Below are 25,444 nucleotides of genomic sequence, written 5' to 3' on the forward strand. Positions count from 1 at the left end.
CCGCAAGAGCTAGGAAAGCCCAACCGACTGTGGATGAGATCATCGCCCTTCTCAAGAAGACGGATTTGCCGACAGTTGTATGCGAGGGATCCGATGATCTAATAGTCTACCGACGTTTCGAGGAGCATTTGAGCCACATTGGTGTGTCCATTCTGCCTGCAGGGGGACGAGAAAATGTACTTGAAGTTTTTGAGAGACGCGGTGAGATTCCAACCTCAGTGCGGCTTGCATTCATCGCTGATCGCGACACATGGGTCAATACTGAGATTCCTACAGCATATGTAGCGCCTGCACTCTGCCTCACCTCTGGGTATTCGATAGAGAACGATGTTATAGCTGACGGAAATCTCGAGGGTCTTTTGGTTGGTTCCGAAGTGACGAGCTATAAAGCGGAGCTTGAGGAGTTTCTCGATTGGTACGCTTTGGCACTTTCTCGCCATCTGGCTAATCCGTCTGATTCCATTTCGAACCATCCTGATCACGTATTGGATGCCACTGCAAAGCCCGCGCTTATAGCGCTGCGTCCAGGAGAAATGTATCCAGTCGAGTTGAGAGCTGCACTGTCTTCCCATTACGGAATGCTTGTCCGAGGAAAATCGCTGCTTTTTCTCTTGATTCGAAACACGAATACTCGTCCTGGTCTGCCGAGGCATACAGACAAGGCTCTGCTGGAGATTGTTGCTGCTCGTCCAGGGGCACTGTTAGCGAAACTTAGGGAAGCGGTTGAAGCCGCGTTTGTGTTGACCTAGCGGCAACGTTAATGGCACGCCTTTCGAGCCCTCCATCGAGAGGACATTACCGGCGAGTTGGGCGCTGCCGCTCATGGCGAACATTAATCACAGCTTCGCTTGGGTGCGCCATTGAAGGAAGGTACCTTGGACTTCTTTCGTTCCATCACAATGCTGAGGTTTTGCTAATCACTATGTCGCGGCCTTGTGCGACTGCGCTTCGTCCACGCCCACCTGTGTGCGCTTGAGCCGCAGGCTCAGCACCAGCGCCAGGCCGATGAGGCCGAGGGTAAGCGTCCGACGATCGCCGTCTTGCCAGTTATTCAGCAGTCCGGGTTGATCTCGTCGGTGAACTCGCCCTCATTCCATGCGCGGGCGATGGCGGCATCGAGGCGGGTCAGAAGCTGGTGGAGGGATTCACCATCGCGGCGCTGTAGCATCGCCAGGCATTCACTCTCGTCACTTGCCACTGCGGGACACTCAACCGGGCCGACAGCGCCGAGCGAGATCTGGCCCCCATTTGAGATCAGCCAGTCCACGTTCTTGAGCGCTGCCAGCGGGTCGGCGGCGGGATACTTCATCAGGCGGCCTTCTGTTCGGGAGCCGGCACCTTCAGCTCGACCTTCCACGGCAACAGCTCGTCGACACGATTGACCGGATGCTCGGCGATGCGGCCGATCACATGACGCAGGTAGGCCTCGGGGTCGAGGCCGTTGAGCTTGGCCGAGCCGATCAGGCTGTAGATCGCCGCCGCACGCTCGCCCCCGGCGTCGGAGCCCGCGAAGAGGAAATTCTTCCGACCCAGGGCGACCGTGCGCAGCGCCCGTTCGGCGGCGTTGTTGTCGATCTCGATGCGCCCGTCGGTGCTGTAGCGCACGAGCGCGTCCCAGCGGGCGAGCGCATAGCGGATCGCCTCGGCCAATGCCGATTTCTGCGAGAGTTGTTTGAGCGTGGCGTCGAACCAGGCGCGTAGCGCGACCAGCACGGGGCCAGCGCGCGCCTGCCGCTCGGCCCGGCGCAGTTCGGGCGGTTTGCCGCGAATCGCCTCTTCAACCGCGTACAGCAGGCCGATCTGCTTGAGCGCCTCGGCCGCCAGGGGCGAGGCCTGCGCCTTGTGCAGATCGTAGAACTTGCGCCGCACATGCGCCCAGCAGGCGGCCTCCTGGATGGCCCCGCCCAGATAGAGCGGCGCGAATCCGGCAAAGGCATCTGCCTGCAGCACGCCCTTGAAGCGCGCGAGGTGGCGTTGCGGGTGCTCGCCCCGGCGATTGGGCGAGTAGGCGAACCACACGGCCGGGGGCGTCTCGTCGCCTGCAGGGCCGTCGTCACGCACGTAGGTCCACAGCCGACCGGTCCGGGTCTGGCCTTCGCCCGGCGAGAGTACCGGCACCGGTGTGTCATCGGCGTGCAGCTTGGTGGCCGAGAGCACATGCTTGCGCAGCGCCTCGACCAACGGGCGCAGCAGCGCATTGCATTGCCCCACCCAGTCGGCCAGCGTGGAGCGCTCGAGTTCGACACCCTCCCGAGCGTAGATGGTGCTCTGGCGGTACAGCGGCAGGTGATCGCAATACTTCGCGACCAGCACATGGGCCAGGAGCCCCGCGCCGGCCAGCCCCCGGGCGATCGGTCGCGCGGGCGCGTTCGCCTGCACGATCGTGTCGCAGCGGCTGCAGGCGAACTTCGGGCGCACATGACGGATCACCCGGAAGCTCGCCGGCACGTACTCGAGCATCTCGCTGACGGTCTCGCCCAGCTTCTTGAGCGAGGCGCCACAGGCTGGGCAGTCGCACGCCGAAGGCAGGTGCTCCTCAATGTCGCGTGGCAGATGATCGGGGAGCGGTTTGCGGGGCGGGGGCACCTCGCGCATATCGGCTGGCGCGGGCGGTTCGGCCGGGGTCTCGGCACGCAGGGTCTCGAGCTCCTCGAGCGAGAGCTCCAACTGGCCGAGCATCTCGTTCATCTGCTCCGAGCTGCGGCCGAACTGCATGCGGCGCAGCTTGGCGATCACCAGCTTCAGGTGCTCGATCTCGGCGGCCTGTTCGCTCACCTTCGCCCGCAGGGCGATGACTTCGTCAGGAGAGGAAACAGGGGTGTTCGACATGGCGACATGATACCGGAGCATGCCGCCAAACGCCGCCAAATGACGCTAAAAAGCTCCTATAAGCCGCTATGCAGCGCGATTCGGCGCCGTTCTGACCGGACGCCGCCAGTCGATGCCCTCGAGCAGCATCGACAACTGGGCCGGCGTCAGCGCCACGGTCCCATGAGTCACCTGCGGCCAGACGAATTTACCGTTCTCGAGCCGCTTGGCGAACAGGCACAGCCCGTCGCCGTCCCACCACAGCACCTTGATCCGATCTCCACGCCGGCCCCGGAACACGAAGATCTGTCCGCTGAAGGGATCGGCTTGGAGTTGGGTGTGAACGAGCGCGGCCAGGCCGTCGAAGCCGCGCCGCATGTCGGTGATCCCGGCTGCGATCCAGATCCGCGTGCCCGCAGGCGGGACGATCACCGCAGCAGCACCGCGAGAACCTGCGCGAGCACCTGGGCGTCGGGACGTCCTTCGACAGTCAGCCGTGCGCCCTTGCGCTCGATCGTCAGCCGACCGAACGCGGCCGCTGGGGTATCGAGCATCTCGGGCGCGTCCTCATCGTCGGTGTCGGCGAGGATGATCGGCACGAACGCAGCCACCCCCAGGCGACCTTCCTGGTAGGCCTTGCGCCACGCGAAGATCTGGTTGGCGTTGACGTCGTGTTGGCGCGCGAGACGCGACACGGAGGCGCCCGGCTGCAGCGACTGTTCGACGACGGTGCGCTTGAAATCGATCGAATGGCGGCGGTATGGGCCGCGCGGGCCGCGATGCGGGCGTTGGTCCAAATTTGTGTCCATGAAATCCATTGTGGGCACAAAGTTGGGTGCCCCCTCCGAGGGGGTGATCGTCAGCGACAGCTACGCTGAAGGGAAGACGGCATTGGGCGGACGCTTACGGCCGAGGAGCATGTAGCCCACGTTGGTGAGGGCGGTATTCAGGCCGGCGATGTTGGCTTCGGCGAGCACGGTGTTGGCCGACAGGCCGGCCTCGCCCAGGCGGGTGGCGACTTCGGCGGGCAGTTCGCGGGCGCGGCTGCCGGTGGCGCGGGCCAGCGCCTCCAGGCTCGCCGTGTCGAGCCCTAGCGCTGCGGTCTGGCGCATGATTGCGTCCTGCGTGGCGTAGGCCAGGCTGGCGCCGAACACCGCCAGCGACAGCGACGAGCCGGTGGGGCTGCCGAGGTCGCGGAACATGCTGAACAGGCCGCTGCCGGCGCCCATGTTCTTGGCGGGCACCGCGCCCAGCGCCAGCTTCATGATCGCCGGGGTGTTGCAGCCGATCGACAGGCCCATGATGCAGGCTACCGCGATCACCATCCACAGCGGCGTGGTGACGTCGATGTTGAGGAAGAGCAGGGTGCCGCCAAGGCTGGCGAGCATGGCGATGATGACCAGTACGCGCGGCTCGATGCGGTCGACCAGCTTGCCTGCGATCGGCGAGCTGATGAGCCCGCTGCCGTACAGGAACAGGGTGACGAAGCCGAACTGCGCGGCCGTGCCGCCCGGGCGGCTGTTGATGAAGAAGGCCAGCGAGTAGACGACGCCGCTGGAGAAGATCATGTGCAGCCAGTAGATCGCCGAGGGCGTGGCGAAGGCGCCGCGCGACAGGATGCCGAGGTCGATCACCGGGTTCGGCGCGCGCTTGCTGTGGCGCCACAGCACCACCAGCGCGCTGATGCCCACGACCACGATGGCCCAGGTGATGGGCGATTCCTTGCCGAAGTTGGTTGCCCAGGTGGGCAGCGACAGCAGCGAGGCGATGACGGCAAACAGCAGCATCGCACCGGTGTAGTCGAAGGCGGCCTGGTGCTTGGCGGGGGCGATCTCGGGCACCAGCATGCGCACGGGGACGAGGCCGACCAGGGTGAGCGCACCGCTGATCCAGTACACGCTGGGCCAGCCCAGGCGGTCGATCAGCAGGCCGCCGAGCAGGCCGCCCGAGGCCGCGCCGAAAGTCATCGTGAAGGCGAGGATGCCCAGCGCCAGGCCGCGCTTGTTGTCCGGGAACAGGTGCGCCGCATACGCGAACACGCCGGGCAGGATGCAGGCCGCGCCCAGGCCCTGGACGAAGCGGGCGCCGAGGAAGAACCCGAAGTTGGGCGCCCAGGCGGCGGCGAACTCCGACACTGCGAACACCAGCATGCCGATCGTGATCACCCGCTTGCGCCCGTACTGGTCGCCCAGGCGGCCCATGATCGGCGCGAACACGGTCAGTGCCAGCGAGTACAGGATCAGGATCAGCGCCGACATGTTCACCGGAATGCCGAAATGCCGGGTCACGCTCGGCAGCGCAGGGGCCTGGAAGGCGGCAGCCTCGATGGTGATGAAGGTGCCGAACAGCAGCGCGGCATACACCGCCCAGGCTGAGCGCGTGTCGGTACGTGAATCCATGGGCTGTCTCCGTATGCAGCGCATGCGGATGCGCGCCGCCTTGTTCTGTCGGGCGGATGGTCGGGCCCGGGGGGTGGGGACACATCGTCCGATGGGACTAAAGCGGGCTCGGAAACGGAGGCCGGCGATCGGCACCCGGTTCGCTGCCGAATGTCGGGTTTCGCTTGCCTTGTCCATCGTCCGTTCAGACGAAGTGTCGCCGAGGGTCCTGCTCTTAGACTCGCTGCAAGCGCTGCGAAAAGCTGCGACGCATCACCAGATGCATGCGCGCCGCTGGTCGCGGCAGGGTCCCGCAGGCGCCGCCGTCGATCGGGCGCGCCTCACACAACAGCAGGAGACGAACTTGGCTGAACAGGAATGGATGTCCGAAGTGCGTGCCAAGGTGGGTCGCGAGTACGGTCGCGTCTACGCCTGGGACGAGGTCAACGCGCCGATGATCCGCCAGTGGTGCGAGGTGATGGGCGTCGATAACCCGCTCTACCTCGATGCGGATTACGCCGCCACCACCGAGTTCGGCGGCATCGTGGCGCCGCCGGCGATGCTGCAGGCCTGGTGTCTCGAAGGCCTGCACATGAACAACTACGCGCCGGGTTCGACTGACGAAAACCCGTACGAAGTGCTCAAGATCATGGAAGCGCACGGCTACCCCTCGGTGGTGGCGGTGAATTCCGACCTCAGCTTCGAGCGCTACGTGACGCTGGGTGAAAAGCTCTACTACACCACCCGCCTGGATGCGGTCGGCGAGGAGAAGACCACCGCGCTCGGCACCGGCTACTTCGTCACCCTCATCATGAGCTTCTTCTCGCAGAAGCCCGGTGGTGACGAGGGTGGCGACGAGCGGGTCGGCCAGTTGCTGTTCCGCGTGTTCAAGTTCCGTCCCGCCAACGTGCCCAAGCCGGTGGAGAAGGGTGCGGCGCCTGCGGTACCCAAGTTCAAGCGTCCCAAGCCGGGCGTCAGCGACGACACCCGCTTCTTCTGGGAAGGCGCCGCCGCCGGCAAGCTGCTGATCCAGCGCTGCACCCGCTGCGGCACGCTGCGCCATCCGCCGGCGCCGGTGTGCATCAAGTGCCATTCCTTCGACTGGGACACCGTCGAGGCTTCCGGCAAGGGCAGCATCTACTCCTTCGTCGTCATGCACTACCCCGAGGTGCCGCCCTTCGAGCATCCCAACCCGATCGGCCTCATCGAACTCGACGAGGGCGTGCGCCTGATCGCCGGCCTGGTCGGCGTCAAGCGCGACGAGGTCAAGATCGGCCAGCGCGTGCAGGTCGAGTTCCAGTCCTTCGACGACGGCGAGCTGACCCTGCCGATGTTCCGCCCGGTTGCGGCCTGAGGAGAAGAGCATGGATTTCCAACTGACTGACGACCAGCGCGCCATCGCCGACATGGCAGGCAGCCTGTTCGGTGACTTGTGCACCGACGACCGCCTGCGCGCCTTCGATACCGCCGGCGAGCCCTTCATGGCCGACCTGTGGAAGCAGTGCGTCGAAACCGGCCTGCATGCGCTGGCCATTCCCGAGCAAGCGGGCGGCAGCGGGCTGGGCATGACCGAGCTGATGCTGGTGCTCGAGGCCCAGGGGCGCGGCCTCGGCCACGTGCCGCTGTGGCGCCACCAGCTCGCCGCCGCCACGCTGGCGCGCTTCGGTGGCGCCAGCGGTGCCGAGATCGCTACGGCCGCCGCCGAGAGCAAGCTGATGATCACGCTGGCGCTCGGTGCCGCGGCGCGTGCCCACGGCATCGCGCTCAAGGCCCGCCGCGAGGGCGACGGCTGGGTGCTGGATGGCAAGGTGGCCGCCGTGGCGCTGGGTGCGGAAGTGTGCCGCGCGCTGCTGCTGGCCGAGACCGACGACGGCCCCCGCCTGGTGTCGGTGGACCTGCGTGCAGCCGGCATCGAGAAAGTACCGGGCGTGTTCACGCATCGCGAGGCGGTCGCCGACCTCGGCTTCAACGCCCACCGCCTTGCGGCGGACGCAGTGCTGCCCGAGGCCGCGCTGCCCTGGCTGGAGCAGCGAGCGATCGCCGCGCTGGCCGCGCTGCAGCTGGGCGTGAGCACCGAGCAGGTACGCCGCACGGTCGAGTACATCAACGACCGCCGCCAGTTCGACCGCGCCATCGCCACCTTCCAGGCCGTGCAGATGAGCATGGCCGACGCCCACATCGCCATCGAGGCGCTGCGCTCCGCGCTGTGGCAGCTGGTGTATCGGCTGGATGCCGGCCTGCCGTCGCCGTCCGAGGCGCTGGCGGTCAAGTACCTCGCCAGCGAATGCGGCCACCTCGTCGGCCACAAGGCGCAGCACGTGCATGGCGGCATCGGCGTCGATCTGACCTACCCGATCCACCGCTACCTGTACTGGAGCCGCGCGCTCGGCATCACCCTGGGCGGCAGCGCCGCCACGCTCGAACGACTCGGCGACTGGCTCGCCAACAACGACAAGCTGGGATGGAAATATGACCTCGAAGAACAGCAAGCGCTTCTGGAGCCGCGCGCTCGGCATCACCCTGGGCGGCAGCGCCGCCACGCTCGAACGACTCGGCGACTGGCTCGCCAACAACGACAAGCTGGGATGGAAATATGACCTCGAAGAACAGCAAGCGCTTTGACGACGTGCGCCTCGGCGAGGCGCTGCCCGAGCTGGCGATCCCGATCACCACGACGCTGATCGCCTCGGCGGCGATCGCCACCCGCGACTACTTCCCCGGCCACCACGACATGGAGGCCGCCCAGCAGCTCGGCTCGCCGCACGTGTTCATGAACATCCTCACCACCAGCGGCCTCACCCAGCGCTTCGTGGAAGGCTGGGCCGGTCCGGCGGCGCGCTTCAAGGATCTCCGGATCAAGCTCGGCGCGCCCAACTACCCGGGCGACACCATGACTTTCAGCGGCGAGGTCGTCCGCACCGATGCGGCCAGCCGCGAGGTGGACGTCGCCCTCAAGGGCAAGAACTCGATGGGCAGCCATGTGACCGGCACGGCCACGCTGGTGCTGCCCTGACACGCGGAGAACCGAACACATGACGGATATGTCCCTTTCCGGCCGCGCCGCCATCGTTGGCCTGGGCGCGACCGAATTCTCCAAGAACTCCGGCCGCACCGAGCTGCGCCTGGCCATGGAATCCACCCTGGCCGCGCTGGCCGATGCCGGCATCGACCCCTCCGAGGTCGAAGGCTTCTCGTCCTACACCATGGACAAGGTGCCCGACTACGAGATCGCGCGCCTGCTCGGCTGCAAGAACGTCAAGTTCTTCTCGCAGATCCCGCACGGCGGCGGCGCCGCCTGCGCGCCGGTGGTGCATGCCGCGATGGCGGTGGCCACCGGCCTGGCCAAGGTGGTGGTGGTGTTCCGCGCCATGAACGAGCGTTCGTGGTACCGCTTCGGCACCGGCACCTACGGCTTTGGCGACACGCCGATCTTCGAGAACGTGAACTACGGCTGGTACATGCCCTACGGCTTCCACACCCCGGCCGCCTGGGTGGGCATGTTCGCCCAGCGTTACATGCACGAATACGGCGCCACCAGCGAGGACTTCGGCCGCGTGTCGGTCGCCGTGCGCGACTTCGCCGCCACCAACCCGGCCGCCTTCTTCTACGGCAAACCGATCACGCTGGAAGAGCACCAGGCCTCGAAGTGGATCGCCGAGCCGCTGCGCCTGCTCGACTGCTGCCAGGAATCCGACGGTGCGGTGGCGATGGTCATCACCTCGGCCGAGCGCGCCCGTGACCTCAAGCAGAAGCCGGTCATCATCAAGGCCGGTTCGCAGGGCATCACCGAAGGCCAGCAGAGCATGACCTCCTACTACCGCGACGACATCACCGGCCTGCCGGAGATGGGCGTGGTGGCCAAGGAGCTCTACGCCCAGTCCGGCCTCGGCCCCGACGCCTTCCAGACCGCCGTCATCTACGACCACTTCACCCCCTTCGTGCTGCCGCAGCTGGAAGAGTTCGGCTTCTGCAAGCGTGGCGAGGCGAAGGACTTCATCCGCGCCGGCGAGCACGCCCGCGGCGGCAAGCTGCCGATCAACACCCACGGCGGCCAGCTCGGCGAGGCCTACATCCACGGCATGAACGGCGTCGCCGAGGCGGTGCGCCAGGTACGTGGCACGGCCGCCAACCAGGTGGCCGATGTCGAGAACGTGCTGGTCACCGCCGGTACCGGCGTGCCCACCAGCGGCCTCATCCTCGGCGTCGCCTGAGCGAAGGAGAAGGAACGATGTTCGTCGATCTGACCCCGGAACAACACGCGCTGCGCCTGCAGGTGCGCGATTACTTCCAGACCCTGATGACCCCCGAGCTGCGCAGCGAGCTGCGCGGCAAGGAAGGCGGCGAGCTGTACCGCAACACCATCCGCAAGATGGGCGCGGACGGCTGGCTGGCGGTGGGCTGGCCCAAGGAGCACGGCGGCCAGGGCTATGCCGCCACCGAGCAGCTGATCTTCTTTGAAGAGGCCAACATCGCCGGCGCGCCGCTGCCCTTCGTCACCATCAGCACGGTCGGCCCGGCGCTGATGGAGGCGGGCACCGAGCTGCAGAAGAAGAAGTTCCTGCCCGGCATCGCCGCCGGCGAGATCATGTTCGCCATCGGTTATTCGGAGCCGGAGGCGGGCTCAGACCTCGCCACGCTCAAGACCAGCGCGCGGCTCGAAGGCGACCACTTCGTGGTCAACGGCAACAAGCTGTGGACCTCGGGCGCCGAGGCCGCCGACTACGTCTGGCTCGCCGCGCGCACCGACCCCAACCTGCCGCGCCACAAGGGCGTGTCCATCCTGATCCTGGACACCACGGTGGAAGGCTTCTCGCACACCGTCATCCCCACCTGCAGCAACCCCACCGCCGCCACCTACTACGACAACGTCAAGGTGCCCAGGGACATGCTGGTGGGCGAGCTCAACGGCGGCTGGAAGTTGATCACCGCCCAGCTCAACCACGAGCGCCTGGGCCTGGGCTCGTGGTCGGACAAGGTCGTCGCCCTGTTCCGCCGCGTGCTGCTGTGGGCCAAGGCCCAGGACGAGAACGGCCGCCGCGCGGTCGATGCGGCCTGGGTGCGCAGCCTGCTCGCCGAGTGCTATGCCAGGATCGAGGCCATGCGGCTGATCAACTTCCGCATCGCCGCCGACCTCGAGCGCGGCCACATGGACGTGGCGCTGGCTTCGGCCACCAAGGTGTACGGCTCGGAGTCGGTGGTCGATATCCTGCGCAAGCTGTCCGAGATCGTCGGCGCCAGCGGCCTGGTGCGCGAAGGCTCGGCCGCCGCGGCCCTGCTCGGCGAGCTGGAGTACGAAGTGCGCGCCTCGGTCACGCTGACCTTCGGCGGCGGCACCAACGAGATCCAGCGCGAACTGGTGGCACAGTTCGGCCTCGGCATGCCGCGTTCGCGCTGAACCCCGCACAGGAAGAAGACATGAGCACCCTCGAAGATTTCCGCCGCGAGACCCGGGCCTGGCTCGAGGCCAACTGCCCGCCCTCGATGCGCACCGCGATGCCCGACGGCGAGCTGGTATGGGGCGGGCGCACGGTCGAGTTCAAGCACGAGGACCAGCGCCTGTGGTTCGAGCGCATGCGCGACAAGGGCTGGTTCTGCCCCGACTGGCCGGCCGAGTATGGCGGCGGCGGGCTGACGCCGGAGCAGAACGCGGTGCTCGAGGCCGAAATGCGCCGCCTGCGCTGCCGCCCGCCGCAGATCAACCTCGGCATCTGGATGCTGGGCCCGGTGATCCTCGAGTTCGGCAGCGAGGCACAGAAGCGCGAGCTGCTGCCGCCGATGGCGCGCGGCGAGATCCGCTGGTGCCAGGGCTTCTCCGAGCCCAACGCCGGCTCCGACCTTGCCAGCCTCAAGACCAGCGCGGTCGATGCCGGCGACCACTTCGTGGTCAATGGCACCAAGATCTGGACGTCCTACGGCGACAAGTCCGATTGGATGTACATGCTGGTGCGCACTAACCCCGACGTGCCCAAGCAGCAGGGCATCAGCCTGCTGGTGGTTGACATGGCGTCGCCGGGCATCGAGGCGCGGCCGATCGACCTCATCAGCGGCAAGTCGTCCTTCTGCCAAGTGTTCTTCTACAACGTCCAGGTGCCCCGGCACCAGCTGATCGGTCCGCTCAATGGCGGGTGGACGCTGGCCAAGGCGCTGCTGCAGCACGAGCGTCGGGCGATGTCCAAGTTCGGCGAGTTTGCCTTGCCGACGCACTTCGACCTGCTGTCGATTGCCGGCAAGTACCTGCCTGCGCCGTCCGCCTCGTCACCGGCCGATATCGCGCTGCGGCAGCGCGTGTTTGCGATGGCAATGGACGAGATGGCCTACAGCCTGACGGCCCAGCGCATGGGGGAAGAGGCGCGTGCGCGCAGGAATGTGTCCGGCCTGATGTCGATCATGAAGCTGGTGCATTCCGAGCAGGAGAAGGACAAGTTCGAAGTGCTGGCCGACGTGCTTGGCCACCGCGCGCTGGGCTGGGAAGGCGAGGCCTTCGAGGCGCAGGAACTGGCGCTGACGAAGGCCTGGCTGGGCAGCTTCGCGCAGACCATCGCCGGTGGTTCGTCCGAGGTGCAGTTGAACGTGATCGCCAAACGGGTGCTGGAGCTGCCCGAAGGCAACAGCGGCAAGCAGGGCAAGTGAGGAGCAGGGTGTCATGAGTCTGGTTTATTCCGAAGAGCAGCAACTGCTGGCCGACACAGCCGCCGAGTTCCTGATGGCGAAAAGCCCGGTCGCCGCCCAGCGCAAGCTGCGTGATGCGGGCGTAGCCGAGGGTTTTGACGCCGCGCTGTGGCGCGAGATGGTCGACATGGGCTGGAGCGCCATCCCCTTCCCCGAGGCGGTTGGCGGCCTGGCCTTTGGTTGCAAGGGACTGGGGGCGGTATTCGAACAGATTGGCCGCAACCTGTCGGCCTCGCCGCTGTTGTCGAGCGTCGTGCTCGGCGGTGGTGTGATCGAGCTGGCCGGTTCCGCGGCTCAGCAGGCCGAATGGATGGCGGCGCTGATTGCTGGCGAAAAGCGGATTGCGCTGGCGCTTGACGAGCAGTCGCGCCATGACCCAGCCGCCGTTGCCTTGAATGCGACGCGTGACGGAGAGGACTACGTGCTCAATGGCGCCAAGGCGTTCGTCGCCGACGGCATTGGGGCGGATGCCTTCGTCGTTGCCGCACGCACCGGCGGACTGGCGGGCGAGCGTGCAGGCATCAGCCTGTTCCTCGTGCCGGCCGGTGCGCCGGGCTTGCAGGTGTCAGCCATGAAGACCCTGGATGCGCGCAATCACGCCAATCTCGTGCTGCAGGACGTACGCCTTGCTGCAGCGACGCTGCTGGGGGTCGAGGGTGAGGGATTCCGGGCACTCGACGCGGCCCTGGACCGGGGGCGCGTCTGTCTGGCTGCCGAACTGCTGGGCGCCACGCAAAGCCTGTTTGACGCGACAGTCGAGTACCTGAAGACGCGGGTGCAGTTTGATGTGCCGATTGGCAGCTTTCAGGCCTTGCAGCACCGTGCAGCATGGTGTTTTGCCCAGCTGCAGCTTGCGCGCAGTACGGTGATGGCCGGGCTGGCTGCGCTGGACGATCCCGCGCTCGATGCTGCGGCCCGTGCGCGCATGGCCAGCCTGGCAAAATGGAAGGCGGGCGAGGTTGCACATCGCATCAGTCGCGAGGCGGTACAGATGCATGGCGGCATGGGCGTCACTGACGAGCTGGACGTCGGCCTGTACCTGAAGCGTATCCGCGTTGCTCAGGCCAGCTTGGGCGATGGTGACTTCCATGTACAGCGTTTCGGCGAACTGAGCCCGCAGTAGGCGCATCCGTGCCGGACCGGTATAGGGCAGTGCATGCGCGGGCTGACTGAGGCGCCCACACTCGAGTCGCTGCAGGCGCAGTACGGTGCTGCCTTCAAGTGGCTGGCGCTGGCTGTGGTTGCGCTGGCGACCATTGCCGCCGTGCTTGCCACCAGCAGCTTCAACGTCGCTGTGCCGGCGCTCGGGCAGCATTTCGGTCTGGGGCAGGATCGGGTGCAGTGGGCGGTCACCGGCTTTCTGGCCGCGCTCACGGTGGCCATGTTGCCGACGCCGTGGCTGCTTGACCGAGTCGGCTTTCGCCGCTTGTTCCTGGGGGCCAACCTGCTGCTCGCCCTGAGCAGCATTGCGGGTGCGCTGGCCGAAGGGTTTGGTTTTCTGGTCGCGATGCGTGTTGTGCAGGGCGTGGCCGCCGGCCTGCTGCAACCCTTGCCGATGCTGCTGGTGATGCGCCTGTTTCCGGCCGGCAGTCAGGGCAGGGCACATGGCCTGCTGGGCTTTGGCATCGTGCTGGCCCCGGCCGTGGCCCCTTCCGTGGCCGGCGTGCTGCTCGATCATTTCGGCTGGCCGGCGATCTTCCTGATGAGCCTGCCATTCTGCGTACTGGCGGGTGGGCTTGGCCTGCGCCTGTTGCCCCGCGCTGCGTCAGCCGCACGCCATCCGTTCGACTGGCTGGGTGTCGGCCTGCTGTGCGCGGCCTCCTTGCTGGCAATCGATTTCATTGCCAGCCTCCGGCAGTACGGGCCAACCGGGGCCTGGACGTTGGCGGTGCTGGCCTTGAGCGTGCTGTGCGTCATCGGGTTTGTGCGTCATGCCGGGCGTGTCAGTCATCCCATTGTCGGATTGGGCTTGTTCCGTGAGCGCTGCTTTACCATGGGCGCGGTGGTGGGCGTGAGTTATGGCTTTGGCCTGTACGCTTCCACCTACCTGATCCCGGTGTTCCTGCTCAATGCGCTTGGCTACGATGCGACCCTTGCCGGGCTCGCCCTGCTGCCTTCCGGCCTACTGCTGGCACTTGCGATTCCCGCTGGCGGGCTGCTTGCCGATCGCTATGACCCGCGCTGGATCACGATGATCGGCCTGGCGCTGTTCGGTGTGTCGTTCGTGCCCTATGCACTGCGCGGCGGTGCCATCAGCTATGAGGAGGTCGTGGCCTACAGTCTGCTGGGGCGTCTTGGCCTTGGCCTGACCATTCCTGCGCTGACCGTCGCTTCGCTCAGTCGTGTGACAGCCTCGCACTATGGGCAGGCCGCAATGGTCAGCAACTACACCCGTCAGTTTGGTGGTGTGCTGGGGGTGGCCATTGTTGCGGTGTTCGTCGAGTGGCGCACCATGACGCATGGTGAGGCGGCAGATCTTGCACTCGCCTATGCGGAAGCTTTCATGCTGTTGGCGGGGTGCTTCGGCTTGGCGTTGGTCGCCGCCTGGCAGATGAAGGCGAGGGCCGGCAGCGACTGAACGCCATTGAACGGCTTGATGCGTGCGTGGCCGGTTTGCAGTCAACCGTCCCGGGTGCGGGGTGGCCAGACGCGCTCCGGCCAGATGGTGTCGGTTGTGCTGTGAATGAAGGCGCGTGCAGTACGGGCATAGTCCCAGCGTTCGATCAGGCAGTGGCGGTGATCCTCATGCTCGCCCCAGCGCAGGATGTTAACCGAATTGGATGCGTTGGGGCGGGTGCGAGACGAGATGGCGGTGCCGGCCTGCAGCACCCATAGCGGGCGTGCCAGTCCGTGCACCTCCAGGGTGTAGGGCAGGTGGATGTGACCCCCCATGATCAGATCGGCGCCCGCTGCGGACCAGGCCTTGAGCGCCGCACGATGGCCGCGCAGCAGTGGGGTCCGCTTCTCGGTCCTCGGAACGGCGATGGGCTGATGCACCACCACCACGCGCAGTTGCCCGGGGTGAGCCGTGGCCAGCAGGCCGCTGACGCGACCGATCTGCTTGCCGGAGAGCTCGCCGTTGCGGTGTCGCCAGCTGCGGGTGGTATTGACGCCGATCACAAGCAGGTCTGGCGAGGTGTGCACCGGCTCCAGGTCTGTGCCGAACACCCTGGCATAATGGGCATAGGGTCGGGTCATTCGCGTCCACAGGTTGAACAGGTCGATGTCATGGTTTCCCGGCACCGCCAGAACAGGTGCGCCCAGACGATCGACGAAGGCTTTGGCGGCACGGAACTGTGCGGACGTCGCGCGTTGGGTGATATCACCCGACAGCACCACCAGCGTGGGGCGCTGCTGCAGGGCCAGCGTCACCAGGGCCTCGACCACCGCGGCCCGTTCGGTGCCGAAATGGGTATCGGAGATCTGCAGTATCACGCTCATGTCATGGTCCGGGTGGGCGCGTGGCGCTTGTGCTTGCAGGCGCCTTGAGCAGGTACAAGGGTTTATCCAGCACACGGATGTCGATGGGGGTGCGCATGCGTGCAACCTCGCCATCAAACGCGATCTTGACGGTCCTGTGACCGCGTGACAGCCGGGGTTTCACCACCATGCTCAGGAATTCGAAGCTCTCGATCCCGGCCGCTTCACCCAGCCGGCCCATGGCGCCGTGCAACATCAAGCGGATCATCGCCACCGTGCCGATGGGGCGTAGCACCAGTGCCGCCAGGCTGCCGTCGCCCGGCGTGCCGGCAAGGGTGTCAGCCGGTTCGGCGCCAAACTGCTGCAACTGCAGCGGATTGTTGCCGATGAACAGTGTCAGGGTCTGCAGATCACGGACGTCGATGCCGGTGTCGATGTGCAGGCGCAGCCGGCGCTGGGCGCGCAGCAGGGTGTTGCATGCGGCGATGAAGGCAACCCACAGGCTGCGTCCGAAGCGGGCCTTGAAGGCCTCGCGGTCTTGCAGCAGCTCAGGGTAGATGCCCAGGCTGGCATTGACGAGGAACACCCGGTCGTTGATGCCACCGACCTGCACCGGCTGTGGCCGGGCATCCAGCAACAGCCGGGCCGCTGCCGATGGTTCGGTGGGAATGCCGTGGGCCCGGGCGAAATAATTGAAGGTGCCATACGGAATGACTCCCATCGCACAGCCGGCCGCATGTGCCGCCTGGGCCACCGTGTTGAGGCTGCCGTCGCCGCCAACTGCAATCACCGCAGTATTGCGCTCCAGCGCCCGCACCGCTGCCGCGGTGGCTACCTGTGCCAGATTGCCTGGGTTGCAGCTCAGCAACTCGCCCTTGCGTCCGTGGCTGGCCAGGGCAGCCTGGATGACCGCGCGTTTGGCATCGAGGTCCAGGGCACCCGCCGAGGCGTTGATCACGAACAGCAAGGGCGATGCCGGGTCAATGGCGGGAGCCGGCGGGCAGCCGCGCCATGCGCCGTTCGCGCCATCCCGCTCGGTGGGTAAACAATCGGTCATGTCCTTATCGGTGGCCTCCGGGTGACGGCATCATCGAGCGTGTCTGCATGCTGCCATGGTTTGATGTGCCTGTCCTGTGGCACGATGCACCGGGCGAGCGGCGGGGCGGGGAACCGGCAAGTGCTGCTTCGCGTCTGACCATCCAAATGTGCCGGCAGCTCGATCAGCGCATGTCGGCTCCGGTCTGGTTGATTGGGGGAATCTGTAGCATCGTGACAGACAAGCTTCTTGCCTCGCAAAGCCGGTCCGCTTGTTCCAGGGAGCGACGGAGGGTGTTCGTGGAGCGCATCGCCGACGCCCAGCTTGCCGCGCTGGGAGGCACGATGGCCGACACCGTCGGCCAGAGCCATCGGCAGCGGCTGGTATGGTTGAGCATGCTGGCGATGCCGCTGCTCTTTCCGGTGGCCTTGCCGGGCATGGCTTCCGCGGTGGGGGCGTTCTGCCTGTTCATCGCACTCGGGCTGTGTCTCGGTCAGCCAGTGCCGCTGCCGCGCTGGCTGGCTCAGCGCGAGCTCAACGGCCGTGCCGTCACCGTGCTCAAGCGGGCGGTCGACCGGGTCGTCGGTGTAGTGGCGCGGCTGGGGCGGCCACGCATGCTCGCGCTCAGCAACAGACCCGCGCGGGTGGCAAATGGGGTGATGCTTTCGCTTGCCGGTTTGTCGATGATGGTGCCTGTGCCCATCATCAGCTTTGACAACGTGTTGCCGGCACTTGCCATCGTGCTGATCTCGTGGGGGCTGCGTCTTCGCGATGGCCTGATGCTGCTGACGGGCCATCTGGTCACGTTGGCCGCACTCGCTTCGGTCGCGCTGCTATGGTGGGGCGGCGCCCGGCTTGCAACCGAGATGATTTCGCGGGTCGCGCAGTTCTTGCCGTGGTGATTGATCTTTCGCGTCAAGGCAACGCTGGATGGTTTGCATCTGCCTGAACGGCATCGCGCTGCTGCGGGGGAGGCCTGAGGGGGCGCTCCACCCGCCTGATGTCAGTCTTTGCGGTTCGCGTCGCTCAGGCGCTGGCGCGGATGGCCTTGATCGCCTCTGTGACTGCAGCGTCGTTTGCAGGATCGGTCGGCACTGTGAGCGTGATGCGATCTACCAGCCCGCCAAAACGCGTAGCGAGCTGCTCCGGCAACTCGTCGTAGCGTCCTGAGACCAGAAAGGTGTCGAGCACCTCGTCGGTGAACACGGCCGGCATGTCTTTCCAGCGCCCCTCGCGGGTAAGTGCGAGCAGCGCTTCACCGACGTGCTGCCAGCCGAACAGTTCCAGGCTGGCCCAGTAGGCCGGGGTGGAGAACAGGAAGGCGAGCATGTCGCGGAAGCGTTCGCGCTCGGCGGCGACGGTGGCGTCGTCCGGCCCGGTGGCAACGAACTGGCTGGCGCTGATGAAGGGCTTGGCGCGCCCGGGGTCGCGCTGTGCGGTGCCGACGGCGATCTGCGGCAGGATCACTTCCTTCAGGTAACGCACCGAGGTGTTGGTCGGATGGGTGTGGATGCCGTCGGCGGTCTTGCCGACCAGCTCCAGCATCTTCGGGCCGACCGCGCCGAGCATCAGCGGCACGTCCGGGGCATCGATCGGCCCCGGGTTGAAGAAGGGCTGCAGGCGGGTGAACGTGTAGTGCTCGCCGATGTACTCGAGCCGCTCGCCGGTGCGGAAGGCGTGGAAGATGGCACGCAGCGCGCCGACGTATTCGCGCATGCCGGCGGCCGGCGGCAGCCAGCGCGCCGAGTAGCGATCCTCGATGTTCTGCTTGATCTGCGTGCCCATGCCGAGCTCGAAGCGGCCGCCCGACATCTTCTGCAGGTCCCAGGCCGCCAGCGCGACGTTCATCGGGCTGCGCGGGAAGACGATCAGCACCGAGGTGCCGACCTTGAGTTTCGAGGTTGCGGACAGCGCCTGGCAGGCGAGCAGCAGGCCGTCGTGGATCGCGTCGGACACGAACAGGCCGTCGTAGCCCATGGCTTCGACGCGGCGGGCGAAGGCGCCCATGTCGGCCAGGTTCAGGTTTTCAGGGGTGGAGGCGAAGATCTCGAACATGGGGGGAGTCCTGGGCAAGGGTCAAAGCTTGAAATCGGGCAGCGGGCCGGCGCCATCGAGGCGCATCACGGGCAGGCCGAGCTCGCGCAGCAGCGGCAGGCTCAGCGCCACCCGGCCCGACAGCGCGGCCTGCGGGCGCGAGCACAAGGCCAGGGCCGCTTCGGCCATGGCTTCCACCGGCTCCATATGGGCGAGGTCGTCGATCGAGCCGCTGACGAGCGCGCCCTCGCTGGCGACGGCCTCCACCGGGGCAAGCGTGTTCACCGCGATGTGGTCGGCGGCGAGCTCCATCGCCATGCCGGTGCTCAGGCGCTCGAGCGCGGCCTTGGTCGAGCCGTAGAGCGTGGGCGAGTGCGTGGTGTGGAAGCGGTAGGCGCGGTCCTTCGGGTCGTAGGGTGCCGGGCCGGGGCGGGTGCTGGTCGCACTCGAGAGGTTGAGGATCCAGCCGCCACCGCGCGCCTTCATCGCCGGGACGGCGAGCTGCGCGAGGTGGTGGGGCGCGAACAGGTTGACCGCATAGGCGAGCTGAACGCGCTCCGGCGACTGTGCGTAACCCGCGCCGAAACGCGCCCAGGCGGCGTTGTTGACCAGGATGTCGATGCCGCCGTAATGACCTAGCGTTTCGCCCATGATGCGCTCGCGGTCGGCGGCGCTGGCCAGGTCAGCCTGCACGCACAGGCAGTCGCCGCCCGTCGTGCGGATGCGCGCCGCGGTCTCGTCCAGCGAGCCGGGCAGCTTGCCGCCGGGTTCGCCGGTGCGCGCCACGAGCACGACCTTGGCGCCTTCGGCGGCGAAGCGTTCGGCGATTGCCGCGCCGATGCCGCGGCTGGCGCCGGTGACGATCGCCACCTTGTCCTTGAGGGTGTGGGGCATGCGGGGCTCCTTGTCAGTGCTGGCGGTAGCGGCGCTGCACGTGTTCCTGGCGGATCGCGATCTGCTGCCGGCGCTCCTCGGGCGAGATCAGGCGGGTGTCGGCCGGCAGGTGCTGGCGCAGCTCGGCAAGCGGCACCTTCTTCGCCGTGGCCCACGGCAGGTTGTCCATGGGCTTGACCGGGTAGGCCCAGCGTATCGCCATGTAGCCCTCGGGCTGGCCGGTGGTGTCGAGCCAGTTGGCGATGCCCGGGTCGGTGTGCGAGACCACCAGGCGGAAGACGTTGTCGGCATCGCGGTGCGCCTGCAGGCCGCCGAGGCTGCTCTGGTAGTTGGCGAAGTCCAGCGATTCGCCCCACATGTTGCCCAGGCTGAAGCCGATGTAAACCGGCTCCACCGGCTGGTGCATCTCGACCACCAGGGCCTCGTCGGCTGCCAGCTCGAAGATGCCGCCGCAATACACGTTGGTGGCCATGCCGCCGGCGGTGGCGAGCGAGGCGGCGTTGGGCTTGTTGAAGGGCACCTCGAATAACGCGAGGTTTTCGTTGAATCCCGCCGCCAAACAATGACAGCGACCGAACTCGGTTCAATTTCTCCGGCAAATCACCGCTTTTCTCTGCGGTGTCGCTCCGTTTTCTCTTCGAATCGCCCGGGAAATCGGCGATTCGGCCCATTTCGGGCGTCAGAAAGCCTCGATTCCGGCCTTCTGGAAGTACACCAGCCGCTTCAGGTTGTAGCAGGCGGCCATCATCGTCATCGCAAAGTTCGCTCGCGCCTGGCCGATCGTGCGGATCAGCTTGCCACCCATCTGATCGATGGCCGCGAACACGTGCTCGACACGGGCGCGCGTCTTGGCGATGCGATGGTTACGCCCTTGCTGACACTCAGACAGCGGCTTGTTGCGCGTACCCTTTCTCTGAATCTGGTTCCGGTAACCCTTGTCCTTCAACCAGTCTTCACGCCCCTTGGACGTGTAGCCCCGGTCCGCATAGACGTCTCGGCTCGTGTTCAGGGTGTAGAACACGCTCTCGAAGTGCTGGCTGTCGTGGATGCTGGCCGTACCCGTCTCGATCTTGCGGATGACCTTGTACTTCTTGTCGACGTTGATCGAGAGCTTGTAGCCGAAGTGACTCTTGCCGTGCTTCTTGGTCCAGGTGGCATCGGTGTCTTTCTGGCGCCGTTTGGCCGGTTTCCAGTCGGCCGGCATCGCCCCTTCCTTGACGAGCTTGTTCTCTTCACGGCTGTTGCGTTGCTTGGGCGCGGGCACCAGCGTGGCGTCGATGATCTGACCACCGCGGGCGATGAAACCGCGCTTGAGCAGTTGGGCCGACACGCCGTCGAACAGGACCTTCGCGCCGGCTTCACCGATGCGATTCTCGAACGTCCACATCGTCGTTCGATCCGGAATATTGATCGCGCTGGCCAACCCGCAGAAGCGCTTGTAGCTCATCCGGTCAAGCAACTGATACTCCATCTGTTCATCCGACAGGTTGTACAGCCGCTTCAACACCAGAATGCGTACCATCGTCTCGGTCGGATACGGCGGACGACCGCCTTGCGGACTCACCGGACGCGGCGCCACCCGATCCACTTCCGCCGCCAACGCCCCGAAGTCGATGTACGACTCGATTTCGGCCAGTGGATCTCCGAGCGTGTCGATCTTCTTGCGGTGATGCTCGTCGGCGAACAGGTCGGTCTTGATGGCGGTGCGTTTCTTCATGGCTGGTGGCAGAGAACGAAATCAGGACAATCCAATTTTACCAATCACAGAGGTGCCGAGGTTTTTCGAGGCGCCCTTTATTCTGCCCGTACTATGGATGGGAGCGCTGCTGCGAACCGAAGTCGGCGTGGCCATTGCCACAGTGACATCCCAGATCAAGGCGGGCTTGCTGGCGCTTCCGGATTTCGTCCGCTCGATACCGTGGGTCGGCGATTGGCTGCAGTCGCGCCTCGACAACCTGACGGGCGATCCTGACGCCTTCCGGGCACAACTTTCCGAGTGGGTGCGACAGGGTAGCGACCAAGCGGTTGCACTCATCGGCGATGTGGGACGGAACGCCGCCAAGCTCGGCTTTGCGCTGATCACCGTGTTCTTCCTTTATCGTGACGGCGAGCGTGTGCTGGCCCAGGTCCACGTGGTGCTGCACCGTTTTCTCGGCGAGCGCGTCGATGCCTACCTTGCCGCTGTCGGCGGAATGACCAAGGCCGTGGTGTGGGGCTTGATTGCGACCGCGTTGGGGCAAGGTCTGGTGGCTGGTCTGGGGTACTGGTGGGCGGGGCTTCCTGCACCGGTGCTGCTGGGCGCTGTCACTGCGTTGATTGCGATGATCCCGTTCGGCACACCATTCGCCTGGGGCTCCTTGGGCGTGTGGTTGCTCGTCAGCGGCGATACGGCAGCCGGCATCGGTCTGCTGCTTTGGGGAACCTTGGTCGTGAGCTGGGTCGACAACCTCGTTCGCCCCCTTGTCATCAGCAACGCAACCCAGATACCGTTCCTGCTCGTGATGTTCGGGGTCCTCGGTGGCTTGGCGGCATTTGGCCTGGTTGGCCTTTTCCTGGGGCCGGTCGTGCTGGCCGTCCTGATGGCGGTGTGGCGGGAATGGATCGAGGAATCAGACCTTGGTAGCCGCAACCACGCTTCATCCACAAGCAGAATTGAGCCGGCGCCGCTTCTGAAGGACAGGCCGTGATGGCACTGAAACGCTCCTTACCCACCTACTTCAGTGCCCGCTGGAACGGGCATCGGCCCGCCCGCAGCCTCTTCTGGTGGGACGTGACGATTGTCGGAACCTTGATAAACGGCATCCTGGGCCTGATTTCGCTGATCTTGCTCGCAAAAGGCGTCGATGGATCTGTCTGGTTGGCGCTTCACCTCCTGCTGATCCCCTACAACCTGTTCCTCGTCTTCAGTGTGCACCGGAATGTCGGATCCAACCTGATCCACAGGGGCGGATCGATCGCCTGGTTTGGATGCACCTTGCTGGTTTGAAGAGTGCTCGAAGTGTAATCGCGCGCAGCACTCCTCGACGAAGCGAATGAAGTCACAGCTAAGGATTCCTCGCGGACGATCGGCTCGCCTCCGTTGACTTTGCGACTGACCCACTTACACTCGGGCGCATCAAGGGGAGTAGCTTCACACGTCCCGGTATCGTCATCACGGAGGTTTGGTCGTATGACCGCTTCCCGGTACCGGGGGCAACGAGCGTATCCGTTGCAAGCGAGACCTTGCCCGTGGGCAAGGTCCGTGCAGCGACAGCGTGCAAGGGTCTGTGTCCTGCGGGAACAGACCCTTTGTTGTTTCTGTGGAGTCTAACTTGGACACGAACCTGCGCCCCTCCGTGGTCCCCTGGCACGCGATACCCGACGAGGCCGTCTGTCGCAAGCTTGAGGTCGCCCCTGCTACCGGCTTGCTGCAGGTGGAGGTCGCTGCACGACTGCAGCGCCATGGTCCGAATCGCCTCGCGGAGAAGCCCCCGCGCCCTGCATGGCTCAAGTTTCTCGACCAGTTCAGGAGCGTACTGATCGGGATCCTGATCGGCGCAGCGCTGCTCGCCGGACTGATCGGCGACATCAAGGATGCGGCGGTCATTGCCGTGGTTGTTCTGCTCAACGCGACCCTGGGATTCTTCCAGGAGCTCCGTGCGGAGAATGCCCTGGCCGCCTTGCGCGGCATGCTGGCACCGAGCGCGCGGGTACGACGTGATCACGAAACCCGCGTTGTACCTGCCGAGGCGCTTGTGCCGGGCGATATCCTGCTGCTTGAAGCGGGCGACCGTGTGCCCGCCGATGCCCGGGTATTGCAGGCGTACGGAGCGGAGGTGGCCGAGGCTGCGCTGACCGGCGAGTCTCAGGCGGTCGGCAAGACCGCCGAAGCTGTGGATGCGAACGCATCCCTTGCCGAACGTGTCGGCATGGTGTTCATGAACACGGTGGTGACCCGGGGGCGTATCGAAGCCGTGGTGATCGCAACCGGCATGCACACCGAAATGGGGCGCCTGGCCGGGCTGCTTGCACAGACCGCCGAATCCTCGACGCCCCTGCAGATCCAGCTCGACGCGCTGGGCAAGCGTCTCGCGTTCATCGCCGCCGTGGTGGTCGGCCTGATGTTCGTGGCCGGGCTGATGCGTGGCGATGACCTGGTCACGACGGCAATGACCGCCATCGCCCTTGCCGTTGCTGCGATCCCCGAGGGCCTGCCTGCGGTGGTCACGGTGACGCTGGCGCTCGGCATGCACCGCATGGCCAGGCGCCACGTGATCGTCAAGAAGCTTGCTGCAGTCGAGACGCTCGGGTGCACCACGGTGATTTGCTCGGACAAGACCGGTACGCTGACGCTGAACCAGATGACCGCTCGCGTGCTGCACACTGCAGGCCGCCGCTATGCCATCGAAGGAGAGGGCTATGTCGCCGCCGGCCGCATTCTGGACGAAGAAGGACGCGCTGCCGGCACCGAGCTTCATGAACTCTTGCTCCCGGCCGCCTTGTGTGCCGACGCGCGCCTGCAGGACGGCCAGCTCATCGGCGACCCGACTGAAGGGGCGCTGCTGGCGCTCGCCGTCAAGGCCGGGATCGATCCTGCATTACATAACCAGCACTCCCCGCGTATTGCCGAGCTGCCGTTCGATTCGGCGCACAAGTTCATGGCGACCTTCCACCACGATGGCGACGCGGTGCAGGTCTGGGTGAAGGGTGCGCCCGATGTGCTGATCGGCCGCGCCGCACGCATGCAGGGAAGGGATGGCGAGGTCGAACTGGACACGGAGGCCCGAGAAACGTTGCTCCGCGCCAACCAGGAGCTCGCCGAGGGCGCGATGCGGGTGCTCGCGCTCGCTGGGCGCCGGATTCCGGCGTCTGCATTCGATCCCTCGGGTGACTTGATGGGCTGGGTGAATGACCTGAGCCTGTGCGGACTGGTCGGCATCATCGATCCGCCGCGCCCCGAGGCGCGCGAGTCGATTGCGCAGTGCCATGCTGCAGGGATCCGGGTGAAGATGATCACCGGCGACCATCCGGTGACGGCCGCCGCCATCGCGCGCGAGTTCGGCCTGGTCGGCGAGGTGCACGAGGGACGCGAACTCGATGGCCTGAGCGACGAGGCCACCACTGTGCTGGTCGAACGCAGCGCGGTATTCGCCCGCGTGGCGCCTGAACACAAGATGCGTATCGTGGAGTCGCTGCAACGGCGCGGTCATGTCGTGGCGATGACCGGCGATGGCGTCAATGACGCCCCTGCGCTCAAGCGTGCCGACATCGGTGTGGCGATGGGTATCACCGGTACGGAAGTCACCAAGGAGGCTGCTACGCTGGTGCTTACCGACGACAACTTTGCCTCCATCGTCGGCGCAGTACGCGAGGGACGAACCATCTACGAAAACATCGTCAAGTTCGTCCGCTTCCAGTTGTCGACCAACATCGGTGCCATTCTTACCGTGCTTGGGGCGCCCTTCATGGGCTTGGCGACACCCTTCACGGCAGTGCAGATCCTGTGGGTGAACATCATCATGGATGGCCCGCCGGCGATGACGCTCGGCGTGGAGCCGGCCCGCCCGGGGATCATGGACCAGCCGCCACGCGCCGACGATGCCGCCATCCTGTCGCCGCAACGCATGTGGCGCATCGCGCTGTACGGTCTGACCATGGCGGCGGGGACCCTGGGCGTCTATGCCTGGGCCATGGCCTCGGGCGATACCGCACGCGCGATGACCCTGGCTTTCACCACCTTCGTGCTCTTCCAGTTCTTCAACATCTTCAATGCCCGCACCGAGCATGGGAGTGCCTTCAATCGCCAGTTCTTCAGCAACGGAAAGCTGTGGCTGGCCCTGTTGGGCGTGGTCCTGCTGCAGATCGTCGTGGTGCATTGGGCGCCAGCGCAGGCGGTGTTCGACACCGTCGACCTGAGCGCGAATGACTGGCTGATCGCCACTGCTGTCGCATCCTCGACGCTTTTGCTCGAAGAGGCACGGAAGCTGTTGTTAAGGCTTGTGAGGTGACAGCGGACCTTCACGGGGCCGGTTCTTTACGCTGGCGGAGACCGGTCCCCATAAACCGAAGTGCCAGTGAACTTGTTTTCTAGATCGACGTTCCGCCCAAGGTGGGCGTCATGACCGGTAATTCCTCGGAAGGCGGCCGCCGCTGCCTGGTTGCATCAGTTGATACCCCAAGCCGATTGGAAGCCCTCGCCCGAGCCCCGTGCGACAACTACCCGGTC

The 25,444-nt window shown here is 65.8% G+C and carries 23 protein-coding genes and 1 pseudogene; 13 read left to right on the forward strand and 11 right to left on the reverse strand.

What is annotated here, in order from left to right:
• The first annotated feature begins 29 nt into the window (after positions 1–29).
• On the forward strand, positions 30–749 hold the full coding sequence (locus LQF09_RS01525) for a hypothetical protein (protein WP_270068974.1): 720 nt from the start codon (positions 30–32) through the stop codon (positions 747–749).
• A 302-nt stretch (positions 750–1,051) separates the two neighbouring features.
• Here LQF09_RS01525 and LQF09_RS01530 read toward each other — a convergent pair whose 3' ends face one another.
• The 5 genes and pseudogenes from LQF09_RS01530 to LQF09_RS01550 all read right to left on the reverse strand — a co-directional run bounded on the left by LQF09_RS01530 (position 1,052) and on the right by LQF09_RS01550 (position 5,207).
• Positions 1,052–1,309 carry a hypothetical protein gene (locus LQF09_RS01530; RefSeq protein WP_270068975.1) on the reverse strand — a complete coding sequence of 86 codons (258 nt, stop codon included), beginning with the start codon at positions 1,307–1,309 and terminating at the stop codon, positions 1,052–1,054.
• On the reverse strand, positions 1,309–2,829 hold the full coding sequence (gene tnpC / locus LQF09_RS01535; RefSeq protein ID WP_270068976.1) for an IS66 family transposase: 1,521 nt from the start codon (positions 2,827–2,829) through the stop codon (positions 1,309–1,311). Before tnpC ends, LQF09_RS01530 begins: the two co-directional genes overlap by 1 nt.
• A gap of 66 nt (positions 2,830–2,895) precedes the next feature.
• Positions 2,896–3,240, reverse strand: a complete 345-nt coding sequence (gene tnpB, locus LQF09_RS01540; protein ID WP_270068977.1) for an IS66 family insertion sequence element accessory protein TnpB — start codon at positions 3,238–3,240, stop codon at positions 2,896–2,898.
• Positions 3,237–3,524, reverse strand: a pseudogene (locus LQF09_RS01545) (transposase); the annotation flags it as partial. The gene tnpB and the pseudogene LQF09_RS01545, both read right to left, overlap by 4 nt.
• 153 nt (positions 3,525–3,677) lie before the next feature.
• Positions 3,678–5,207 carry an MFS transporter gene (locus LQF09_RS01550; RefSeq protein WP_270068979.1) on the reverse strand — a complete coding sequence of 510 codons (1,530 nt, stop codon included), beginning with the start codon at positions 5,205–5,207 and terminating at the stop codon, positions 3,678–3,680.
• A 343-nt stretch (positions 5,208–5,550) separates the two neighbouring features.
• Here LQF09_RS01550 and LQF09_RS01555 point away from each other — a divergent pair, with 343 nt between their 5' ends.
• Genes LQF09_RS01555 through LQF09_RS01590 form a run of 8 tightly spaced genes read left to right on the forward strand, consistent with a single transcriptional unit; the run spans position 5,551 to position 14,433 of the window.
• Positions 5,551–6,540, forward strand: coding sequence for a bifunctional MaoC family dehydratase N-terminal/OB-fold nucleic acid binding domain-containing protein (locus LQF09_RS01555; protein WP_270068980.1), 990 nt, complete (start codon positions 5,551–5,553; stop codon positions 6,538–6,540).
• Positions 6,541–6,550: 10 nt separating this feature from the next.
• Complete coding sequence (locus LQF09_RS01560; RefSeq protein ID WP_270068981.1) at positions 6,551–7,783, forward strand: acyl-CoA dehydrogenase family protein; 1,233 nt, start codon at positions 6,551–6,553, stop codon at positions 7,781–7,783.
• Positions 7,780–8,199, forward strand: a complete 420-nt coding sequence (locus LQF09_RS01565) for a MaoC family dehydratase (protein WP_002925295.1) — start codon at positions 7,780–7,782, stop codon at positions 8,197–8,199. The genes LQF09_RS01560 and LQF09_RS01565 overlap by 4 nt, the downstream gene beginning before the upstream one ends.
• Before the next feature lie 19 nt (positions 8,200–8,218).
• Complete coding sequence (locus tag LQF09_RS01570) at positions 8,219–9,397, forward strand: lipid-transfer protein (protein WP_270068982.1); 1,179 nt, start codon at positions 8,219–8,221, stop codon at positions 9,395–9,397.
• Positions 9,398–9,414: 17 nt separating this feature from the next.
• Positions 9,415–10,581 (forward strand): acyl-CoA dehydrogenase family protein, encoded by a 1,167-nt coding sequence (locus tag LQF09_RS01575; protein WP_270068983.1) that lies wholly within the window; start codon positions 9,415–9,417, stop codon positions 10,579–10,581.
• A gap of 20 nt (positions 10,582–10,601) precedes the next feature.
• Positions 10,602–11,816, forward strand: a complete 1,215-nt coding sequence (locus LQF09_RS01580) for an acyl-CoA dehydrogenase family protein (protein WP_270068984.1) — start codon at positions 10,602–10,604, stop codon at positions 11,814–11,816.
• 13 nt (positions 11,817–11,829) lie between these two features.
• Positions 11,830–12,978 carry an acyl-CoA dehydrogenase family protein gene (locus LQF09_RS01585; RefSeq protein ID WP_270068985.1) on the forward strand — a complete coding sequence of 383 codons (1,149 nt, stop codon included), beginning with the start codon at positions 11,830–11,832 and terminating at the stop codon, positions 12,976–12,978.
• Between the two features lie 33 nt (positions 12,979–13,011).
• Entirely contained in the window at positions 13,012–14,433 is a 1,422-nt protein-coding gene (locus LQF09_RS01590) for a DHA2 family efflux MFS transporter permease subunit (RefSeq protein WP_270068986.1), read from the forward strand.
• A gap of 41 nt (positions 14,434–14,474) precedes the next feature.
• Here the strand turns inward: LQF09_RS01590 and LQF09_RS01595 are convergent, their stop codons facing one another.
• Positions 14,475–15,296 (reverse strand): metallophosphoesterase family protein, encoded by an 822-nt coding sequence (locus LQF09_RS01595; protein ID WP_270068987.1) that lies wholly within the window; start codon positions 15,294–15,296, stop codon positions 14,475–14,477.
• A gap of 1 nt (position 15,297) precedes the next feature.
• Complete coding sequence (locus LQF09_RS01600) at positions 15,298–16,332, reverse strand: diacylglycerol/lipid kinase family protein (RefSeq protein WP_270068988.1); 1,035 nt, start codon at positions 16,330–16,332, stop codon at positions 15,298–15,300.
• A 278-nt stretch (positions 16,333–16,610) separates the two neighbouring features.
• Between LQF09_RS01600 and LQF09_RS01605 the strand changes: the two genes are divergently transcribed.
• A complete protein-coding gene (locus tag LQF09_RS01605) occupies positions 16,611–17,213 on the forward strand; it encodes an exopolysaccharide biosynthesis protein (RefSeq protein ID WP_270068989.1) in 603 nt (200 codons plus the stop codon).
• Between the two features lie 124 nt (positions 17,214–17,337).
• Here the strand turns inward: LQF09_RS01605 and LQF09_RS01610 are convergent, their stop codons facing one another.
• From LQF09_RS01610 to LQF09_RS01625, 4 genes are all read right to left on the reverse strand, one after another.
• Positions 17,338–18,366 (reverse strand): TIGR03617 family F420-dependent LLM class oxidoreductase, encoded by a 1,029-nt coding sequence (locus LQF09_RS01610; RefSeq protein WP_270068990.1) that lies wholly within the window; start codon positions 18,364–18,366, stop codon positions 17,338–17,340.
• A gap of 21 nt (positions 18,367–18,387) precedes the next feature.
• Positions 18,388–19,239 (reverse strand): SDR family NAD(P)-dependent oxidoreductase, encoded by an 852-nt coding sequence (locus LQF09_RS01615; RefSeq protein WP_270068991.1) that lies wholly within the window; start codon positions 19,237–19,239, stop codon positions 18,388–18,390.
• Positions 19,240–19,252: 13 nt separating this feature from the next.
• Positions 19,253–19,759: a hypothetical protein gene (locus LQF09_RS01620; RefSeq protein ID WP_270068992.1), complete on the reverse strand. Its 507-nt coding sequence runs from the start codon at positions 19,757–19,759 to the stop codon at positions 19,253–19,255.
• A gap of 159 nt (positions 19,760–19,918) precedes the next feature.
• Positions 19,919–20,956, reverse strand: coding sequence for an IS5 family transposase (locus LQF09_RS01625; RefSeq protein ID WP_270067868.1), 1,038 nt, complete (start codon positions 20,954–20,956; stop codon positions 19,919–19,921).
• Here LQF09_RS01625 and LQF09_RS01630 point away from each other — a divergent pair.
• From LQF09_RS01630 to LQF09_RS01640, 3 genes are all read left to right on the forward strand, one after another.
• The gene (locus LQF09_RS01630; protein WP_270068993.1) at positions 20,937–21,926 is read left to right on the forward strand and encodes an AI-2E family transporter; all 990 of its coding nucleotides are present in this window, start codon (positions 20,937–20,939) and stop codon (positions 21,924–21,926) included. The two genes, LQF09_RS01625 and LQF09_RS01630, sit on opposite strands and share 20 nt — an antisense overlap.
• Entirely contained in the window at positions 21,926–22,225 is a 300-nt protein-coding gene (locus LQF09_RS01635) for a hypothetical protein (protein ID WP_270068994.1), read from the forward strand. The genes LQF09_RS01630 and LQF09_RS01635 overlap by 1 nt, the downstream gene beginning before the upstream one ends.
• 325 nt (positions 22,226–22,550) lie before the next feature.
• Entirely contained in the window at positions 22,551–25,226 is a 2,676-nt protein-coding gene (locus LQF09_RS01640) for a cation-translocating P-type ATPase (RefSeq protein WP_270068995.1), read from the forward strand.
• Positions 25,227–25,444 lie beyond the last annotated feature (218 nt).

The sequence above is a fragment of the Thauera sp. WB-2 genome (assembly GCF_027594845.1).
Lineage (GTDB): Bacteria > Pseudomonadota > Gammaproteobacteria > Burkholderiales > Rhodocyclaceae > Thauera > Thauera mechernichensis.

Coding starts and splice junctions, on each gene's coding strand:
- tnpC (WP_270068976.1), bottom strand. CDS start 2,829: ATGTCGAACACCCCTGTTTCCTCTCCTGACGAAGTCATCGCCCTGCGG.
- LQF09_RS01580 (WP_270068984.1), top strand. CDS start 10,602: ATGAGCACCCTCGAAGATTTCCGCCGCGAGACCCGGGCCTGGCTCGAG.
- LQF09_RS01550 (WP_270068979.1), bottom strand. CDS start 5,207: ATGGATTCACGTACCGACACGCGCTCAGCCTGGGCGGTGTATGCCGCG.
- LQF09_RS01630 (WP_270068993.1), top strand. CDS start 20,937: ATGGCGGTGCGTTTCTTCATGGCTGGTGGCAGAGAACGAAATCAGGAC.
- LQF09_RS01635 (WP_270068994.1), top strand. CDS start 21,926: ATGGCACTGAAACGCTCCTTACCCACCTACTTCAGTGCCCGCTGGAAC.
- LQF09_RS01560 (WP_270068981.1), top strand. CDS start 6,551: ATGGATTTCCAACTGACTGACGACCAGCGCGCCATCGCCGACATGGCA.
- LQF09_RS01590 (WP_270068986.1), top strand. CDS start 13,012: ATGCGCGGGCTGACTGAGGCGCCCACACTCGAGTCGCTGCAGGCGCAG.
- LQF09_RS01575 (WP_270068983.1), top strand. CDS start 9,415: ATGTTCGTCGATCTGACCCCGGAACAACACGCGCTGCGCCTGCAGGTG.
- LQF09_RS01595 (WP_270068987.1), bottom strand. CDS start 15,296: ATGAGCGTGATACTGCAGATCTCCGATACCCATTTCGGCACCGAACGG.
- LQF09_RS01585 (WP_270068985.1), top strand. CDS start 11,830: ATGAGTCTGGTTTATTCCGAAGAGCAGCAACTGCTGGCCGACACAGCC.
- LQF09_RS01570 (WP_270068982.1), top strand. CDS start 8,219: ATGACGGATATGTCCCTTTCCGGCCGCGCCGCCATCGTTGGCCTGGGC.
- LQF09_RS01600 (WP_270068988.1), bottom strand. CDS start 16,332: ATGACCGATTGTTTACCCACCGAGCGGGATGGCGCGAACGGCGCATGG.
- LQF09_RS01615 (WP_270068991.1), bottom strand. CDS start 19,239: ATGCCCCACACCCTCAAGGACAAGGTGGCGATCGTCACCGGCGCCAGC.
- LQF09_RS01625 (WP_270067868.1), bottom strand. CDS start 20,956: ATGAAGAAACGCACCGCCATCAAGACCGACCTGTTCGCCGACGAGCAT.
- LQF09_RS01530 (WP_270068975.1), bottom strand. CDS start 1,309: ATGAAGTATCCCGCCGCCGACCCGCTGGCAGCGCTCAAGAACGTGGAC.
- LQF09_RS01610 (WP_270068990.1), bottom strand. CDS start 18,366: ATGTTCGAGATCTTCGCCTCCACCCCTGAAAACCTGAACCTGGCCGAC.
- LQF09_RS01565 (WP_002925295.1), top strand. CDS start 7,780: ATGACCTCGAAGAACAGCAAGCGCTTTGACGACGTGCGCCTCGGCGAG.